At 66.2% G+C, this 17,860-nt stretch carries 17 protein-coding genes; 12 read left to right on the top strand and 5 right to left on the bottom strand.

Annotated features, from left to right (window positions below; genetic code table 11):
* Positions 1 to 132: 132 nt before the first annotated feature.
* The gene (gene xth, locus OKW27_RS17575) at positions 133 to 942 is read left to right on the top strand and encodes an exodeoxyribonuclease III (RefSeq protein ID WP_090810451.1); all 810 of its coding nucleotides are present in this window, start codon (positions 133 to 135) and stop codon (positions 940 to 942) included.
* Between the two features lie 96 nt (positions 943 to 1,038).
* Here xth and OKW27_RS17570 read toward each other — a convergent pair whose 3' ends face one another.
* Positions 1,039 to 1,305: a CsbD family protein gene (locus OKW27_RS17570; RefSeq protein WP_013091250.1), complete on the bottom strand. Its 267-nt coding sequence runs from the start codon at positions 1,303 to 1,305 to the stop codon at positions 1,039 to 1,041.
* 181 nt (positions 1,306 to 1,486) lie between these two features.
* Positions 1,487 to 2,170, bottom strand: coding sequence for a Pr6Pr family membrane protein (locus OKW27_RS17565; protein ID WP_090809359.1), 684 nt, complete (start codon positions 2,168 to 2,170; stop codon positions 1,487 to 1,489).
* Positions 2,171 to 2,453: 283 nt separating this feature from the next.
* Between OKW27_RS17565 and OKW27_RS17560 the strand changes: the two genes are divergently transcribed.
* Positions 2,454 to 3,866 carry a DUF2252 domain-containing protein gene (locus tag OKW27_RS17560; protein WP_429334237.1) on the top strand — a complete coding sequence of 471 codons (1,413 nt, stop codon included), beginning with the start codon at positions 2,454 to 2,456 and terminating at the stop codon, positions 3,864 to 3,866.
* A 35-nt stretch (positions 3,867 to 3,901) separates the two neighbouring features.
* Here OKW27_RS17560 and OKW27_RS17555 read toward each other — a convergent pair whose 3' ends face one another.
* Positions 3,902 to 4,735, bottom strand: a complete 834-nt coding sequence (locus OKW27_RS17555) for a polysaccharide deacetylase family protein (RefSeq protein ID WP_429334236.1) — start codon at positions 4,733 to 4,735, stop codon at positions 3,902 to 3,904.
* A gap of 271 nt (positions 4,736 to 5,006) precedes the next feature.
* On the opposite strand from OKW27_RS17555, the gene OKW27_RS17550 reads away from it, so the two are divergent.
* The 6 genes from OKW27_RS17550 (at position 5,007) to OKW27_RS17525 (ending at position 10,015) form a co-directional block, all read left to right on the top strand.
* Positions 5,007 to 5,771, top strand: a complete 765-nt coding sequence (locus OKW27_RS17550; RefSeq protein ID WP_090809366.1) for an SDR family oxidoreductase — start codon at positions 5,007 to 5,009, stop codon at positions 5,769 to 5,771.
* A gap of 102 nt (positions 5,772 to 5,873) precedes the next feature.
* Positions 5,874 to 6,149, top strand: a complete 276-nt coding sequence (locus OKW27_RS17545) for an oxidoreductase-like domain-containing protein (RefSeq protein ID WP_090809369.1) — start codon at positions 5,874 to 5,876, stop codon at positions 6,147 to 6,149.
* A gap of 41 nt (positions 6,150 to 6,190) precedes the next feature.
* A complete protein-coding gene (locus OKW27_RS17540) occupies positions 6,191 to 7,060 on the top strand; it encodes an NAD-dependent protein deacetylase (protein WP_429334235.1) in 870 nt (289 codons plus the stop codon).
* 56 nt (positions 7,061 to 7,116) lie between these two features.
* The gene (locus OKW27_RS17535; protein WP_429334234.1) at positions 7,117 to 7,725 is read left to right on the top strand and encodes a DUF938 domain-containing protein; all 609 of its coding nucleotides are present in this window, start codon (positions 7,117 to 7,119) and stop codon (positions 7,723 to 7,725) included.
* A gap of 268 nt (positions 7,726 to 7,993) precedes the next feature.
* Positions 7,994 to 9,403: an NADP-dependent phosphogluconate dehydrogenase gene (gndA, locus tag OKW27_RS17530; protein ID WP_429334233.1), complete on the top strand. Its 1,410-nt coding sequence runs from the start codon at positions 7,994 to 7,996 to the stop codon at positions 9,401 to 9,403.
* A gap of 276 nt (positions 9,404 to 9,679) precedes the next feature.
* Positions 9,680 to 10,015 carry a DUF4148 domain-containing protein gene (locus OKW27_RS17525; RefSeq protein WP_429334232.1) on the top strand — a complete coding sequence of 112 codons (336 nt, stop codon included), beginning with the start codon at positions 9,680 to 9,682 and terminating at the stop codon, positions 10,013 to 10,015.
* 153 nt (positions 10,016 to 10,168) lie between these two features.
* On the opposite strand, the gene OKW27_RS17520 is transcribed toward OKW27_RS17525, so the two are convergent.
* Positions 10,169 to 10,489, bottom strand: coding sequence for a hypothetical protein (locus tag OKW27_RS17520; protein WP_090809379.1), 321 nt, complete (start codon positions 10,487 to 10,489; stop codon positions 10,169 to 10,171).
* Between the two features lie 230 nt (positions 10,490 to 10,719).
* Between OKW27_RS17520 and OKW27_RS17515 the strand changes: the two genes are divergently transcribed.
* From OKW27_RS17515 to ltaE, 3 genes are all read left to right on the top strand, one after another.
* Positions 10,720 to 11,031 carry a cupin domain-containing protein gene (locus OKW27_RS17515; protein WP_090809381.1) on the top strand — a complete coding sequence of 104 codons (312 nt, stop codon included), beginning with the start codon at positions 10,720 to 10,722 and terminating at the stop codon, positions 11,029 to 11,031.
* Between the two features lie 79 nt (positions 11,032 to 11,110).
* On the top strand, positions 11,111 to 11,914 hold the full coding sequence (locus OKW27_RS17510) for a peptidoglycan DD-metalloendopeptidase family protein (protein ID WP_090810456.1): 804 nt from the start codon (positions 11,111 to 11,113) through the stop codon (positions 11,912 to 11,914).
* A 186-nt stretch (positions 11,915 to 12,100) separates the two neighbouring features.
* Positions 12,101 to 13,108 (top strand): low-specificity L-threonine aldolase, encoded by a 1,008-nt coding sequence (gene ltaE / locus OKW27_RS17505; RefSeq protein WP_429334231.1) that lies wholly within the window; start codon positions 12,101 to 12,103, stop codon positions 13,106 to 13,108.
* A gap of 141 nt (positions 13,109 to 13,249) precedes the next feature.
* Here the strand turns inward: ltaE and OKW27_RS17500 are convergent, their stop codons facing one another.
* Complete coding sequence (locus OKW27_RS17500) at positions 13,250 to 14,620, bottom strand: MFS transporter (protein ID WP_184072591.1); 1,371 nt, start codon at positions 14,618 to 14,620, stop codon at positions 13,250 to 13,252.
* Positions 14,621 to 15,402: 782 nt separating this feature from the next.
* On the opposite strand from OKW27_RS17500, the gene OKW27_RS17495 reads away from it, so the two are divergent.
* Positions 15,403 to 17,856, top strand: a complete 2,454-nt coding sequence (locus tag OKW27_RS17495; RefSeq protein WP_187613623.1) for a glycogen/starch/alpha-glucan phosphorylase — start codon at positions 15,403 to 15,405, stop codon at positions 17,854 to 17,856.
* Positions 17,857 to 17,860: the final 4 nt, after the last annotated feature.

The raw sequence follows: 17,860 nt of genomic DNA, 5'->3' as shown, positions 1-17,860 counted from the left end.
TGGCCAACCGGGCCAAAATGGAGTCGGTGCTATGAGCAAAACCGATCGGGGACAACACCCTGATTGCCGCGCGCGTTCGCGGCCGACCGAGTATCGCGACGTCGCGGAGCAATAGGCGAGGGAGAGATGATCATGGCGAAGCTGCGCATTGCGACGTTCAACATCAACGGTATCCGCTCGCGGCAGGCGGCGCTATTGCAATGGCTCGAGCGCGAGGCGCCTGACGTGGTCTGCCTGCAGGAACTGAAGGCAGTGGATAGCGCATTTCCAGTCGACGCATTGCGCGACGCCGGTTATGGCGCCGTGTGGCAAGGCCAGAGCGCATGGAACGGTGTGGCGATTCTGGCCAAAGGCGACGCACCGCTCGAACGTCGGCGCGGTCTGCCCGGTTTCGAAGACGACACGCATAGCCGTTACATCGAGGCCGCGGTCGGCGGCGTGCTGATCGTGTGTCTGTACCTGCCGAACGGCAATCCGCAGCCCGGCCCCAAGTTCGACTACAAGCTCGCGTGGTTCGATCATCTGATCGCGCATGCGGCGCAGCTCTACCAGAGCGGCCATCCGGTCGTGATCGCTGGGGACTTCAACGTCGTGCCGACCGACGAAGACATCTACAACCCGCGCTCGTGGCTAAAGGACGCGCTGCTGCAGCCGGAGAGCCGCGAGCGTTATCGCAGGCTGCTCGCGCAAGGCTGGACCGATGCGCTGCGCACGCATTTCGGCGACGAACGCGTGTACACGTTCTGGGATTATTTTCGCCGTCATTGGGATACGAATTCGGGGCTGCGCATCGATCATCTGCTGCTGAGCGCCGACCTCGCGCCGCGCCTGCGCGATGCGGGCGTCGACCGTTGGGTGCGCGGCGAACCGCATGCCAGCGACCACGCGCCGACGTGGATCGAACTGGAAATGGGCGCCGGCCGCAAGAAGAAGAGCGGCTAGTGAAGCGGCGGGCGATCCGCTCGCGGCGGATCGCCCGCTTTGGCGCGACTGCTGCGCCCTGTTGATCGGCGCCGATGATCCGGCGCCGTGCCTGCTTCAGTCGTAGTCGCGACCGCCGCGCGACCACAGCGCGCCCATCACGAACCCGGCGAGAGCAACCACGGCCAACGTCGTGAACGGATTTTCGGCCGTCGTATCGCGCACGAGGCTCGTCGTATTCGCGCATAACTGCTGCGCCTTGCCGCTCAATTCGCGCGCCTTGCCCGCCACCTGCGCGCTGGTGTCGCCGACGGCATCGCCGACCGCGCTTTGCACCTTGCCCGCGACTTCCTTTACCGCGCCTGCCGCTGAATTCGTATCCATATGCATCGCTCCTGTTGTCATATTTACGTGCGGGCCCGCGGCAATTGCAACGCGCTCGCACAAGGGCGCCGCGCAAGCCGTGCCAGTGCGGCGTGAGCCTGCGTCAGTGACGAAAGGGGCGCAAGAAGTGCGCCCGGCGACGGGACGCCATGCATCCGGCCAAAGGGGACGTGCTGGAACATCATCGTCGGCGCCCGAAATTGATGCCGACGAACACGGCCAGCAGCATCAGAAAACCGCCGAACAGCAGCGCGGCATTGACGAGCACCTGGCGCAGCCCGAGCGTTTCGACGTCGATGAACGGATACGGATAAAAATCCGACAGGCTGCCGCGCCAGAACGTGATGCCGAGATAGGCGAGCGGATAGACGAGCCACAGCGGAGCGTGGCGCAACCGCAGATGAAAACGCGGCACGAACAGCACCCAGTAGAGCGCGGCGAGCATCGGCAGCACGCTGTGCAGCGACTCGTTGAGCAGGCGCCGGTAGGGCGACAGCGGCCACAGTCCGCGCAACAGCAGGTTGTACGCGAGGCCGACGAACACGATGTACGCGACCACCGCGGTCACGACCGTGGGCTGCCGGAAGAAGCGCACGAGCGGCGAGCGGTGCTTCCGCAGCACGATGCAGGTGAAGCAGAGCGCACTGGCGAGCACCGTCAGATTGGTCAGGTAGCTGCTCATGCGCGCGAGCGCGTCGAATACGGTGAGCCCGCGCGCGAGCGAGCGATCGATCGTCAGGTCGGCTTGCGCGAGGATCGCCATCCACGCGATCAGCGCAATGACCGCCGCCAACGTCAGCGACGACACACTGGGCGTATGCAGCGGCAGCTCGGGCTCGCGCTGCGGAGCGAGGGTAGGGCGCATGCGCTCGATTCTACGCGCGGTGCGCGCGCGGCTGCATGGGCTTTCGCGCCCACGCGCGCCGGCGTTGGCAAAATACTACGGCGTACTACGCGAGCTACTGGCTGGCTGTAAAGCGGGTTGCAAGCTCGCCGCCACGGCTGCAAGCGCCGCGCTCACTGGCGGCGATTCATTGTGTGTTTCGACCCGTTATGATCGCGTCTGCAGCCCTCGATGTTAACGACGCCGTGCGCGGCAAGCAGTCTCTGTCAGCGCCGGCTCAAGACTCGCAAAACGGAGAGAAAGCATGAAAGCCAGCACCATTGCCGAACGGGAAGCGCGCGGCCGCGCCGCGCGCGAGCATTCGAAACGCTCGAGTCACCGGGCGGTCGGCGAGTTGCACCGCGATCCGATCGAGCTGCTGAAACAGAGCAGCGCGGAGCGCGTCGAGAATCTGGTGCCGCTGCGCTATGGGCGCATGGCTGCCTCGCCGTTCTCGTTCTTTCGAGGCAGCGCGATTCTGCAGGCGCACGATCTGAGCAAGGTGCACGACACCGGCCTCACCATGCCGATCTGCGGCGACGGCCATCTGATGAATTTCGGCGGCTTCGCAACGCCCGAGCGGCAACTGGTCTTCGACCTGAGCGACTTCGATGAAGTCTCGATCGGCCCGTTCGAATGGGACCTGAAACGCCTGTGCGCGAGCCTCGTCGTGGCCGCGCGCCAGATGCGCCTGAGCCGCGGCACCGCCGAGAGTCTGGTGATGAGCGCGGTCGGCTCGTATCGCGATCGCGTCGCGCAATACGCGCAGTTCGGCGCGCTCGACCTGTGGTACGACCGCATCACGTTCGACCGCATGGCCGAGATCGCACTGACGCCCGAGCGCCGGCGCGCGGTGCGGCGCGGCATGGAGAAGGCCGCGAGCCGCACGCATGAAAGCCTGCTCGAAAAAATGGCCTCGTTCGACGGCAATCGGTGGACCATCCACGATGCGCCGCCCGCGCTGTTTCACGTGCACGGTGCGAACACGTTGTTGACGGCCGAGGAAACCGAAACCTACCGGACCGGCAACGTCGACAAGATGGTCGAGCAGGTGTGGGACGAGTACCGCAAGACGATGTCGCACGATCGGCGCGAACTGCTGGATCAGTTCACGAGGCACGACGTCGTGTTCAAGGCGGTCGGCGTCGGCAGCGTCGGCACGCGTTGTCTGGGCGTGCTGCTCGTCGATCACATGGGCAAGCCGTTGTTCCTGCAATTGAAGGAGGCGCGGCCGTCGGTCATCGCGCAGTTCTACAAGTCGCCGGCGGTCAAGCATCAGGGCGAGCGCGTCGTGCAAGGACAGCGGCTGCTGCAGGCCGCGAGCGACGTCTTCCTCGGCTGGGGGACCGGGCCGCTCGGGCGGCATTTCTATTTCCGCCAGCTGCGCGACATGAAGCTGTCCGCGAATATCGAGCTGTTCGACAGCGATCTGCTCGACGGCTATGCGCGGCTGTGCGGCTGGATCATGGCGCGCGCGCATGCGAAGGCGAGCGGCCAGGCGATCGAGATCAGCGCGTACATCGGCCGCGGCGATCAGTTCGGCGAAGCGCTGAGCGGCTACGCGAGCGCCTACGCGGATCAGGTCGAGCGCGACCACGACGTGTTCATCAAAGCGTGCCGCGACGGCAAGCTCGAAGCGCGCACCGACGAGGACATGGCGGCGGATTTCCGTGTGTAGCGCTGCGTGCGCGTGGTGTCACTTCACGCGCGCCGTCACGCATCGGCGCGCGCTTCGCGCAGCGTGACGAAACGCAGATGGCGCTCGCGTGCCGCTTCGATCACGCTCGGCAGCACCGCGAGAATCAGCGGCTGGCCTTCGATCGTCAGCGCGGCGTTGCCATCGTGCAGCAACAGGATGTCGCGCGCGGCGAGACCATCGAGCAGCCGCCGCGCAACCACGTGAGGGTCACGCTCGCGCGTATCGTAGCCGCGCCGTGTCCAGGCCGCGAGACGCAGATCGAGCTTGCGCAGCACCGGCTCCAGGAAGAGGTTGCGCAGGCCGGCGGGCGCGCGGAAAAACATCGGCCGCGCGCCGCTGACGGTTTCGAGCGTGCGTTGCGCGGCGGCGATCTCGCGCGTCAACGCGCGCGGAAACGTGACCGAAAACGTATGCACGTGCACCTGCGAGTGATTTTCGAGCCCATGCCCACGCGCGACGATCTCGCGCGCGAGTTGCGGATAACGCTCCACCTTCGCGCCGATGCAGAAGAACGTCGCGCGCACGTCGAACGCGTCGAGCAGATCGAGCACTTTTGGCGTGACGACGGGATCGGGACCGTCGTCGATGGTCAGCGCGATTGCATCCGCGTTGCGCGGGTTCGCGGGCAGGCGGGTCCAGTTGGGCCCGAGCAGGGTGGTGCGCGGCAATAGTCCGGCGATCGTGAACAGCGCGTGGTTCGCGACAATCGCGGCGAGCCACCATGGCCACGCGGCCGGTGCGACAGCCACGCCGATCAGCACGATCACGTGCCAGCCGATCGTGCCGTTCAGCAGTGCGGAGTTGCGGCTACGCGGCCAGCGGCGCGGCGGGTTCGGGCATTCATTCATCGAACGTGCTTCCAGTACGCCTTCCTCCGTCCCGGGAAGGCCGTGAATCTTGCGCGATGCGCAGCCGCGAACGATACCACTGTTGCGCTCGTCGACGTGCCGTTCAGCGGCCACGTATCCGGTGAAAGCGCGCTGAAAGACGTCGCGCGGTTTGCGATCGCTGATTCGCTGTTGTATGGTGCGGGGCGAAAAGAGTCGCGCGTGTCGATGGCGATCGGACCGATTGCCGCAACAAGCTCGCGTCGCTACCCAATACAACAGGAGATGCGTGATGTCGGAAACAGGAAACGGAAAAGTGGCGCTGGTGACGGGCGCGGGCAGCGGCATCGGCCGCGCGTGCGCACTGACGCTCGCGCAGCACGGCTATAGCGTGGTGCTCGCCGGCCGCCGCCAGGCCGCGCTCGATGCGGTCGCGCAGCAAGCGCGGGCGCTGCGCGGCGACGCGCTCGCGGTTGCGTGCGACGTGACCGACGCCGACAGCGTCGCCGCGCTTTTCGACACGATCCGCGCGCGCTTCGGCCGGCTCGACCTGCTGTTCAACAACGCGGGACGCAACGGCTCGCCCGTCGATCTCGACGAAGTGAGCATCGACGAATGGCGTTCCATCGTCGATACCAATCTGAACGGCGTGTTCCTGTGCACGCGCGCGGCGTTCGGCCTGATGAAGACGCAGAACCCGCGCGGTGGCCGCATCATCAACAACGGCTCGATCTCCGCGCATGCGCCGCGTCCGAACAGCGCCGCTTACACGGCGACCAAACACGCGATTACCGGACTCACGAAAGCGGTGTCGCTCGACGGCCGCAAATACGACATCGTGTGCGGGCAGATCGACATCGGCAACGCGGGGACCGAGATGGCCGCGCGAATGGCGCGCGGCGTGCCGCAAGCGAACGGCGAGATCGCGGTCGAGCCGCTGATGGACGTGCAGCACGTCGCCGACGCGGTGCTGCACATGGCGAGCCTGCCGCTGTCGGCGAACGTGCAGTTCATGACGATCATGGCGAGCAAGATGCCGTTCGTCGGGCGCGGCTGAGCGGCGCGCAGCACCGGCTCACAACGCCGGGGCGGGGGGCGGGGCGCGCGCGTTCAACTTATACTGGGCGCTTAGCCGTCTTTCCACGCAAAGCAAGCCGCCGTGCCCCGCGCCACACCCAGCGACGACCCGCCGCCACAGCCGCCCGTGCGGCCCGATCTCGACGACTGCTGTCATAGCGGCTGCACGCAGTGTGTGTTCGATCTCTACGATGAAGCGCTGGAGCGCTACGAGCTCGCGCTGGCTGCGTGGCACAAGCGGCAGGCGCAGAAGGCGCGGCCAGCGCGGCGACCGGACACGCAGGGCGCGAAGTCGAAACCGCAAGCCGACGCGCGTCGCTCGACACCCACGCGCGGCAAACCGAGCCCTCGCCGCTGATTCGCGCACGAATTCGCGCACGATCGTCCACCGTCCCCGTTATGACCGACCTTCAGCTCACGCCGACCGAATCTCTCACTGATCCGCACACGCTCGACGATCTGCATCGCTTCGTGCAGCGTCATCCGCGCCTGTTCGTGCTGACCGGCGCGGGCATCAGCACTGACTCCGGCATCCCCGGCTACCGGGACGACAACGGCGCATGGAAGCGCTCGCCGCCGATCACGCTGCAGGAGTTCCTTGGCACGCCGGCGATGCGTCAGCGCTACTGGGCGCGCAGCATGGTCGGCTGGCCGCTCGTCGCGCGCGCGCAGCCGAATGCCGCGCATGTCGCGCTCGCGCGGCTCGAAGCGGCCGGTCACGTGCCGACGTTGGTCACGCAGAACGTCGACGGCTTGCATCAGCGCGCGGGCAGCCGCGACGTGATCGAGCTGCATGGCGGCATCGACGGCGTCAGTTGTCTCGACTGCGGCATGCAGCACTCGCGCGCGGCGATCCAGCAGACGCTCGAAGCCGACAACCCCGCTCTGCTCGACGTCACGGCCGAAGCCGCCGCCGATGGCGACGCGCATCTCGAGTGGCACGATCTCGGCGGTTTTCGCGTGCCGGCATGCGCGAACTGCGGCGGGTTGCTGAAGCCGTCGGTGGTGTTCTTCGGCGAGAACGTGCCGAAGGCGCGCGTCGAAGCGGCGTCGCATGCGCTCGATGCGGCCGACGCCGTGCTCGTGGCCGGCTCGTCGCTGATGGTGTATTCCGGCTACCGCTTCTGCGTGTGGGCGCAGCGCCAGGGCAAGCCGATCGCGGCGATCAACCTCGGCCGCACGCGCGCCGATCCGCTGCTGTCGCTGAAGGTGGCCGCGCCGTGCGGCGATACCTTGAGCGCGCTCGCCGGTCTGCTGGCTGGCGATTGAGAATGAATAGATCCCGTGGATCACCGTCAAAACCTGAGGAACACCCAGAGCCGACCATGACCGACTCCCGGCAACATTCGCCATCCGCCGAACGCAATCGCGAACCGATCCTCGCCGTGCTGCGCGAGGCGCTGCCGGCGAGCGGCCGCGTGCTCGAAATCGCGAGCGGCACCGGTGAGCACGCGATCTGCTTCGCCGGCGCGCTGCCCGGTCTCGACTGGCAACCGAGCGATGCCGATGCGCAGGCGCGCGAGTCGATTGCCGCGTGGACCGCGCACGCGGGGCTCGCGAACGTGCGCGCGCCGCTCGCGCTCGACGTGCATCAGCCGGACTGGGGCGTCGATGCGCTCGACGCCGTCGTCTGCATCAACATGATCCACATTTCGCCGTGGAGCGCGGCGCAGGCACTTTTCGACGGCGCGGGGCGGCGCCTCGTCGACGGCGGCGTGCTCTATCTATACGGTCCTTACCGGCGCGGCGGCGCGCACACGGCGCCGAGCAACGCAGCGTTCGATCAATGGTTGAAGAGCCGCGATCCCGAATGGGGCGTGCGCGATATGGAAGCGGTCGTCGCGCTCGGCGACACGGCGGGGCTCACCTGCGAACGGGTGGTCGCGATGCCCGCGAACAACTTCAGCCTGGTGTTCACGAAGCGGGCAGGGTAGCGGGTGCACCGACGGGCCGCGCATTCGTCCACGCCTTGCGCCAAACCTCGGTCCGATCCCAAACCGAACCGGTCGCGCAAACGCCGACGCGCGCACAATACCTGTCGTCACGCGCAAACATGAGCACGACAGGAGCACGAGCAACTGGCGTGCTTGCCCCCTCCCAAGCGGCAAGCGCGCATTTCTTTTATCCTTTCACCCTCGACGCCGCGCCCGCCGTTTTCATGGCGTGGCGCCACGACATTTTTTTGGACTCTGGAGAATTCAAATGGGCAAACAGGCAATCGGCGTGGTGGGGCTGGCGGTCATGGGCCGCAATCTGGCGCTCAACATCGAGAGCCGCGGCCACGCGGTGTCGGTCTACAACCGTAGCCGCGCGAAAACCGACGAACTCATCGCCGAATTTCCGGACCGCAAACTGGTGCCGGCTTTCACGCTGGAAGAGTTCGTCGACTCGCTCGAAAAGCCGCGCCGCATTCTGATGATGGTCAAGGCCGGCGAGCCGACCGACGCGACCATTGCCTCGCTCAAGCCGCTGCTCGAAAAAGGCGACATCCTGATCGACGGCGGCAACACGCCTTTCACCGACACGATCCGCCGCAACCAGGAACTCGCGAAGGCGGGTCTGCATTTCATCGGCACCGGCGTCTCGGGCGGCGAGGAAGGCGCGCTGAAAGGCCCGTCGATCATGCCGGGCGGCCCGCGCGACGCGTACAACCTCGTCGCGCCGATCCTCACCGAGATCGCCGCGAAGGCGCCGGACGGCGAGCCCTGCGTCGCGTACATGGGACCGGACGGCGCGGGCCACTTCGTGAAGATGGTGCACAACGGCATCGAGTACGGCGACATGCAGCTGATCGCCGAAAGCTACGCGGTGTTGAAGCAGGTCGTCGGATTGTCGAACGAGGAACTCGGCAAGGTCTACACCGAGTGGAACCAGGGCGAGCTCGACAGCTATCTGATCGAAATCACGTCGAAGATCTTCGGCAAGAAGGACGACGAAACCGGCAAGGACCTCGTCGACGTGATTCTCGACCGTGCCGCGCAGAAGGGCACCGGCAAGTGGACCAGCCAGAACGCGCTCGACCTCGGCGCGCCGTTGCCGCTGATCACCGAGGCGGTGTTCGCGCGCGTGCTGTCGTCGCTGAAGACGCAGCGCGTGGCCGCGAGCAAGGTGCTGGAAGGTCCGCAGGCGAGGCCGCTCGAAGGCGCGAAGGACGCGTTCATCGAATCGGTGCGCCGCGCGTTGTACTTCAGCAAGGTGATCTCGTACGCGCAGGGCTTCGCGCAGTTGCGCGCCGCGTCGGAAGAGTACAACTGGGATCTCGACTACGGGACGATCGCGAAGATTTTCCGCGCGGGCTGCATCATCCGCGCGCGCTTCCTGCAGAAGATCACCGACGCCTATTCGAAGGACAAGGCGCTCGCGAACCTGCTGCTCGACCCGTACTTCCGCGACATCGCGAAGAACTACCAGGCGGCACTGCGCGAAGTCGTGGTGGCCGCGGTCAACGCGGGTGTGCCGGTGCCGGCATTCGCGTCGGCGATCGCGTATTTCGACGCCTACCGCTCGGAGCGTCTGCCCGCGAACCTCGTGCAAGCGCAGCGCGACTTCTTCGGCGCGCATACGTTCGAACGCATCGACAAGCCGGGCAGCTTCCACGCGCAGTGGAGCTGAGCGGTTGAAAAAACGGCCCGGCGCGCCATGGTGACAGGGCGCGCCGGGCCGTTGCTCCGTTTGGATCGGCAAGGAAACGCCGCATTATTACCAAATGTCTTGCGGGTTAAAAGCGGACTTAAAGAATGCCCAAATGATTATTGCGACGGCAGCAATAGAGTTTCACTGGTTTAAGGGTTTACCCTAGGTCGAGACACCTCTAGACTTGTTTTCAATCGCTGAGGGATAAGCAGAAACCCGAAGCGCACCACACAACAAGTCCTTTGGAGGTTAATCATGAAGACCCTGATTTCCGCTGTTGCTATCGCCGCCGCCCTCGTTGTTCCGGTCGCGTCGTTCGCTCAAGCGAGTCAGCAGGTGACCCGTGCTCAGGTTCGCGCTGAACTGATTCAACTCGAAAAGGCCGGCTACAACCCGAGCGCCAGCGACGTGAACTACCCGGCCGACATCCAGGCAGCGCAAGCACGCGTCGATGCGCAACGCGGCACGGCCATCGCGGCCAACCCCGCAGACACCAGCGGCTACGGCGCTCCGGCCGCCGGCACATCGCAAGCCGGCCACGCTGTCATTCCGGCGAAGGCCAACCGTGACTCGGTGTACTTCGGCAACTAATCGCAGTAGAAGTCCGCAGATGTAGTGGGTAGTTGTAGTGCGCTGTAGACGCCGCTTCGTGGAATAGCGCGAACGCGGCGGGCAAGAAAAAACGCCATCCAGTTCGATCGGATGGCGTTTTGTCGTTTACGGCGCCGTGCTGCGACGTTCCCGTCAATGCAGCGTTCGCTGCCGTCGGCCGATGTCATCGAACAGCGCGCGGCTCGGCTCCAGCGCGAGCAGCCACGATTCGTCGTAGTCGCTCAGGTTGTCGAGCGCCTCGCGCAGCCGTTCGAGCGCCACCGCCGGCAGCTCGACGCTCGCCTCGACCCCGCTCGACAGTCTCGCGATGCTCGCCAGTTGCACGAGCGCATCGGCGGCCTCGGCAACTTCGGCGGCGAAGATCAGATGCGTGTTCAGCAGTTCGACGAGGCCGGCAGACGCCGCCACATCGTCGACGTTGAGTTGCACGGCCAGAAAGGTGGCTTTGTTCATGCTCGATTCCTCCCAGAATCCCAACGTTGTCGTGAGCTGCTCCGCGCGGCTTGACTGAGTATAGGCGATGGTCGATCGCCTGCAATGATCGGACGGAACGACCGTGGCGGCTTGCTCGCCCAGACGCGCGGGCCACGCGACCTATAATAGGGCCAGCCGCGCGAGCGCCGACGCCGTGGGCGCACGGCGCCGCCCGCCGGGCTTGCGCGCTTGCCAATTGCTCATCGACCATGAAGATCATCCGCAGCAGAAGCTTCACCGCGTCGCGTGCCTGGGGCGCGCTCGACATCGCGAACATGAACGGCATCACCACGCGTCTGCATTGGACCGACCAGCCGTACAAGTGGCACGTGAACGACGGCGAGGAGGTATTCGCCGTGCTCGACGGCCGCGTCGAAATGCGCTATCGCGAAGACGGCGTCGAACGCACGACAGTGCTCGAAACCGGCGACGTGTTCCATGCGTCGGTCGGCACCGAGCATGTCGCGCATCCGCTGGGCGCGGCACGCGTGCTCGTCGTCGAAAAGCAGGGCAGCGTCTGAAGAACACGGCAGTTTGACGGCACGGCAATTGCTACGGCGTCGATTGAATTGGATTGAGACACAGGTCGAGGAAAATCAGATGACACGACAATGGCAACCGACGGCGATCCGCCTGCTGATGGCGGCGGCGCTCGGCGTGGCGATCGCCGGCTGCACGACGATGCCGTGGGAAAGCACGCCGTTCTACAGCAACGCGCCGTCGAGCACGACCAGCCTCGCGACCGTCCCGGTGCCCGCCGGCTACTATCGCGTCAATCCGGGCGATACGCTGTCCGGCATCGCTTCGGCCTATGGACGAAGGCCGCAGGAAATCGCGGCCTGGAACGGCTTGCCGGTCAACGCGGCGGTCGCGCCCGGCCAGGTGCTGCGCGTTTCGCCGCCGATGGCCTCGGGCAGCGTGGTCACGCCGCCGGTCGCGGTGGCGCCGGGCGCGCCAGCCGCGCCGGGCGCGACGGCGAACGTGCCGCCGGGCGCCGTACCCGGTGCGCCGGCCCCTGCCGCCGTGCCACAGCAGGGCGTGCTGCAATGGCCATTGCGCGGACCGATCCTGCGCGCGTTCGCGCCGGGCAAATCCAACGGCATCGTGATCGGCGGCCAACCCGGTGATCCGGTCAAGGCCGCGGCGACCGGCCGCGTGGTGTACGCGGGCACCGGCATCGAAGCCTACGGCCCGCTCATCATCATCAAGCACAACGATTCGCTGATCACCGCGTACGGCCAGAACAGCCAGCTACTCGTCAAGGAAGGCGATGCGGTGGCGCAAGGGCAGACGATCGGCGAGGTCGGTGTCGATAGCCACGGCGTCGCGTCGATCCAGTTCGAAGTGCGCGAGAACGGCCAGCCGGTCGATCCGCTCCAGTGGTTGCCGAAGCCTGGCGGCTGAGCGTCCCCGTCGCGACTGTTGGCTCATCGCAGCCGGATCGGCGCGCTTCTCGGGGATGCGTCGATTTTCAGCGTCGTCTGAATTGAATACACTGTATGGCTCGTTTGCTGGCGCGCGCGTTCCTTCCGGAATGCACGGGCGGCCGGTTGCCGTAGGCTGTCATTCATGGACGCACAGGGACACACAATGATCGATTTGCGCAGCGATACCGTTACCCGTCCGACTCCGCCGATGCTCGCGGCGATGTCGGTGGCCGAAGTCGGCGACGACGTCTGGGGCGACGACCCCACCGTCCTGCGTCTGCAGGCCACGCTGGCCGAGCGCACCGGCAAGGAAGCGGGGCTGTTCTTCCCGAGCGGCACACAAAGCAACCTCGCCGCGTTGATGGCGCACTGCGCGCGCGGCGACGAATACATCGTCGGCCAGCTCGCGCACACCTACAAATACGAGGGCGGCGGCGCGGCCGTGCTCGGCAGCATCCAGCCCCAACCGCTCGAAAACGCCGCCGACGGCTCGATCCCGCTCGACAAGATCGCCGCCGCAATCAAGCCGATCGACGATCACTTCGCGCGCACGCGGTTGCTCGCGTTGGAAAACACGATCGGCGGCAAGGTGCTGCCGGCGCAGTACGTCGCCGATGCGACGCGGCTCGCGCGCGAGCGCGGCCTCGCGACCCACCTCGACGGCGCGCGCGTGTTCAACGCGGCGGTCGCGGCGGGCAAGCCGGTCGCGGCGCTGGCCGAGCCGTTCGATTCGGTGTCGATCTGCTTTTCGAAGGGACTGGGCGCGCCGGTCGGCTCGGTGCTGGTCGGCAGCCGCGCGCTGATCGACGTCGCGCATCGCTGGCGCAAGGTGCTCGGCGGCGGCATGCGCCAGGCTGGCGTGCTCGCGGCGGCGTGCCTGTACGCGCTCGATCACAACGTCGAGCGGCTCGCCGACGACCACGCAAACGCCGCGCATCTGGCGGCGGGGCTGGAGACGATCGAGCAGGTGAAGGTGCAGTCGGTCGCGACGAACATGGTGTTCGCGCAGTTTCCGCAGCAGCATTGCGCGCCGCTCGAGGCGTGGCTCAAGGAGCGCGGCATCCTTACGCAGATGCTGTATGCGTCGCGCTTCGTCACGCACATGGATGTGTCGCGCGACGATATCGACACGTTCATTGCCGCGGTGAAGGGGTATTTCGCGGCACGTTGATCGCGCCGCATGGGTCGTAAGCGAGGCGGCTCGCGTGGTTGCCGCCTCGTCTTCCCGCACTGGCTTCAACTCGTGCGCGCTCGTTCGAGGCGCGCTTCATTCAGGCTTCATCCCCGCCTCACGCGCCGTCCGGCGCATATCTCACTTGACCGCCGCCTTCGCCTGCACGCCCGCGCGATGCGACGGCGCGAGCAGCCGCAAGCCGCTCGCCAGGCTCGCCGCGCCGGCGAAGAACGCGCCGAGGCCGAGCGCGAGCGTCGGCCCATGCTGGCGGCCGGCAATGCCGAAGCACAGCGCGACCAGCGCCGCGCCGGTCGCCTGTCCGAGCAGCCGCGCGGTCGCCACGATGCCGCTCGCGCCGCCGCTACGCTCCGGCGGCGCGCTCGCCATCAGCGCCTTCAGGTTCGGCGACTGGAAAAAGCCGAAACCCGCGCCGCAGATCGCCATACGGATGCCGATGTCGAGCACGTGCGGATGGGCGGGCAGCATCGCCAGCGAGGCCATCCCCGCCGACAGCACCGCTAGCCCGATCGCGCCGAGCAGCCCCGGCGGGTAGCGGTCCGACAGGCCGCCCGCGAGCGGCGCGGCGAGCGCGACCACGACGGGCCACGGCGTCATCAGGAAGCCGGTTTCGACCTGGCTGCGCAGCAGCACGTCCTCGAAATAGAACGGCAGCGACACGAACGCTAGGCCCTGCGCGGCGAACGAGCACACGGCCGTCACCGCCGACAGCGCGAACACCGGCCGCTTGAACAGATCGACAGGCAGCATGGGCGCGGGGTGGCCGGCCTCGCGGCGGATCAGCAGCAGCCCGAACACGCCGGCGAGCGCCGCGGCGCTGAGCACGATCTGCAGCGACGCGCGTTGCGCCGCCTCGCCGAGCGCGAAGATCAGCGCCGCGAACGTGACCACGTTGAGCAGCGCCGCCACCGGATCGAGCGGGTGCCGGCTCTGCGCGGTATGCGGCAGCGCCGGCATCGCGAAGCTCAGCGCGAGTACACCGAGCGGCACGTTGACCGCGAACAGCCAGGGCCAGGTCGCGACCGACAGAATCAACGACGCCACCGTCGGCCCGACCGCGAACGACACGCCGACGATCAGCGCATTGGTGCCAAGCCCGCGACCGAGCCGATGCGGCGGGTACAGATAGCGGATCAGCGCGGTGTTGACGCTCATGATCGCGCTGGCGCCCAAGCCCTGCACGATGCGCGCGGCGGCGAGCAGCGGCAGCGTCGGCGCCATCGCGCAGCCGAGCGAGCTCAGCGTGAACAGCGCGATGCCGCCGATATAGATGCGCCGATGTCCGACGATATCGCCGAGCGCGGCGAGCGGCAGCAGCGTCGCGACCATCGCGAGCTGATATGCGTTGATGATCCAGACCGAGGCGGCCGGCGCCGCGTGCAGGTCGCCGGCGATCGCGGGCAGCGCGGTGTTGGCGATCGCGGTATCGAGCGTGGCGAGCGCGACGGCGAGCATGATCGCGGCCATCGCGCGGCGGTTGGCGGCCGACATCGGGCCGTCGGCGGGGAGAGTCGGCGTGGGGACGCCGACGGCGGGGCTGAGCTTATCGGACAAGGCGTGGCTCGTGGGGGTGGGCATGCCGGTGTCGGTCGCTTCCGGAGAGGCGACGCGCTCGGGCGGCGGTTTCGTCGTGGGTCAGGCGCGCGCTGTCGGTCCACGGAGGATCGGCGTGGCGGCTTGTGCGGCGCAACGTCGCGATTGTTGCAGAGACGGCACGATCGTGCAGGGAGGCGGGCAGGAACCGGGAGGCGGCTAGAAGATGAGGCGCTTTGATCGATCTCAATGAAACGCAACTAACCGTCAATCCCGCCCGCCATCTCCAAATCGGCGCGCGCCCCCCGTCAAATCCAACACACACACGACAGAACCGCCCGGCAGAACGGGCCGCCCGATTCGATCACAAAATCAGGCTATTCGGGGCTTCATCCGCTCGTCACGCATCGGAAAAATAATCGATGTGCGGCTCGCAGATGCTTCGGGCGTTTGCCTTCCCCAACCCGCTTTCGTCACCCGACTCACGCGCGCCGATGCCCACCCAGAGTGCCGCTGCCACGCAGCTTTGCACCGCGTCCGGGCGCCCGCCGCGGCTCGGTCGCGCGGCAGCGGGCGCGCTCGCTGGGCACGCCGTATGCATTACCGTCCGCTCGCGTGCCAGTGTGCGCGATCCCTAAAATGTCCTACTCTATTTTTTTAAACCGCTCCGACAGGCACGCGCCTCCCGTCCGTCTCCCGTGCGGTTCGCGTTTGCGATGTCGACCTTCCCGGAGGCTTCGATGACAGCCGTCGATCTGGAATTCGACCAGCTCAACAGTACCGTCGACGCGCTACGGCGCTCAATTTCGAATCGCATGATGTACGGCGTCGGCAAGGACGCCGTTACCGCTCACCCGCACGACTGGCTGCACGCGGCCGCGCTGGCCGTGCGCGACAGGCTCGTCGCGCGCTGGATGAAGACCACGCGCCTGCAATACGAGCAGGACGTGAAGCGGGTCTACTACCTGTCGATGGAGTTTCTGATCGGCAGGACCTTTACCAACGCGCTACTCGCGCTCGGCATTCACGATCAGATGAAGGAGGCGCTCGCGAGCCTCGGCGTCGACATGGACGCGCTGATCGATCTCGAACCCGACGCAGCGCTCGGCAACGGCGGCCTCGGCCGGCTCGCGGCGTGCTTTCTCGACTCGATGGCGACGCTCGGCATTCCGGGCTTCGGCTACGGCATCCGTTACCAGTACGGCATGTTCCGTCAGGAAATCGTCAACGGCGAGCAGGTCGAGGCGCCCGACTATTGGCTGCGCGCCGGCAACCCATGGGAATTTCCGCGACCCGAAATCAAGTACATGGTGCACTTCGGCGGCCGCACCGTGCAGCGCGGCGACAAGACCGAATGGATCGACACCGAGCATGTGAACGCGACCGCCTACGACACCGTGATCCCCGGCTACGCGACCGACGCAACCAACACGCTGCGCCTATGGTCCGCGCGCGCGACCGAGGAACTCGACCTCGGCGCATTCAATCGTGGCGACTACCGCAACGCGGTCGACACCAAGAACATGTCGGAGAACGTGTCGCGGCTGCTCTATCCGGACGATTCGACGCCGGCCGGCCGCGAGTTGCGGCTGCGCCAGGAGTACTTCTTCGTGTCGGCGACGATGCAGGATCTGATCCGCCGCTATCAGCGCACGCACAGCACGTTCGGACGCTTCTCGGAGAAGGTCGCGGTGCATCTGAACGACACGCACCCGGTGCTCGCGATTCCCGAGCTGATGCGCCTGCTCGTCGACGAGCATCATGTGCCGTGGGACAAGGCGTGGAAACACTTGACGCAGATCTTCTCGTACACGAATCACACGCTGATGCCCGAGGCGCTCGAAACATGGGATGTCGAAATGTTGTCACGCCTGCTGCCGCGGCATCTCGAGATCATCTTCGAAATCAACGCACAGTTTCTGAAGCACGTCAGCGAGCACTCGGGCCACGACGCCGAGATGATCCGCCGCATTTCGCTCGTCGATGAATATGGGCAGCGGCGCGTGCGCATGGCGTATCTGGCGATCGTCGCGAGTCACAAGGTGAACGGCGTGTCGAAGCTGCATTCGCAGCTGATGACGCGCGACATCTTCGCCGACTTCGCGCGCATCTATCCGGACCGCTTCACCAACGTGACCAACGGCATCACGCCGCGCCGCTGGCTCGCGCAGGCGAGTCCGTCGCTGTCGTCGCTGATCGACGCGCGCATCGGCACACACTGGCGCAGCAATCTGTTCGAGCTCGAGCAGCTGCGTAATCTGCGCAAGGACGACGAGTTCGTCGAAGCGTTCCGCGAGGCCAAACGACAGAGCAAGCTGCGGCTCGTGCACCGGCTCGCGCATCACACGAAGCTGCACTTCGATCCGGACGCGCTGTTCGATCTGCAGGTCAAGCGCATTCACGAATACAAGCGCCAGTTGCTGAACTTGCTGCACGTGATCGTACGCTACAACGAGATTCGCGCGAATCCGGAGCGCGACTGGGTGCCGCGCGTCGTGCTGTTCGCGGGCAAAGCCGCGTCCGCGTACCGGATGGCCAAGACGATCATCAAGCTGATCGGCGACGTCAGCGAGAAGGTCAATCATGATCCGCTGATCGGCGACAGGCTGAAGGTCGTGTTCGTGCCGAACTACGGCGTCAGCGTGGCCGAGCTGATCATTCCGGCGGCCGATCTGTCGGAGCAGATCTCGATGGCCGGCACCGAGGCGTCGGGCACCGGCAACATGAAGCTCGCGCTCAATGGCGCATTGACGATCGGCACGATGGACGGCGCGAACATCGAGATCTGCGACGCGGTGGGGCGCGAGAACATCTTCATCTTCGGTCACTCCGCCGACGAGGTGGACGACCTGCGCGCAAGCGGCTATCGGCCGCGGCGGATTTACGAGGAAAACGAAGCACTGCGCACCGCGCTCGATCAGATTCGCACGGGCTTCTTTTCGCCGGACGATCCGCTGCGCTTCTCGGATATCTTTCACACGCTGGTCGACTGGGGCGATCACTATATGGTGCTCGCCGATTTCGACGCGTTCGCGAAGGCGCAGAACGAAGTGGATGCGCGTTTCGTCGACAAGCACGCGTGGGCCGAAAGCGCGATCGAGAACGTCGCGGGGATGGGGCAGTTCTCGTCGGATCGAACGATCGGCGAGTATGCGCGCAATATCTGGCGCGTGAGTCCGCTCAGTCTCGACTGAGCGC

Origin of the sequence: Paraburkholderia sp. 35.1 (assembly GCF_050436525.1) — a bacterium.
Taxonomy (GTDB): domain Bacteria; phylum Pseudomonadota; class Gammaproteobacteria; order Burkholderiales; family Burkholderiaceae; genus Paraburkholderia; species Paraburkholderia tuberum.
The sequence above is the reverse complement of the archived record's forward strand: the minus strand, read 5'-3'. Positions and strand labels throughout refer to the sequence as shown.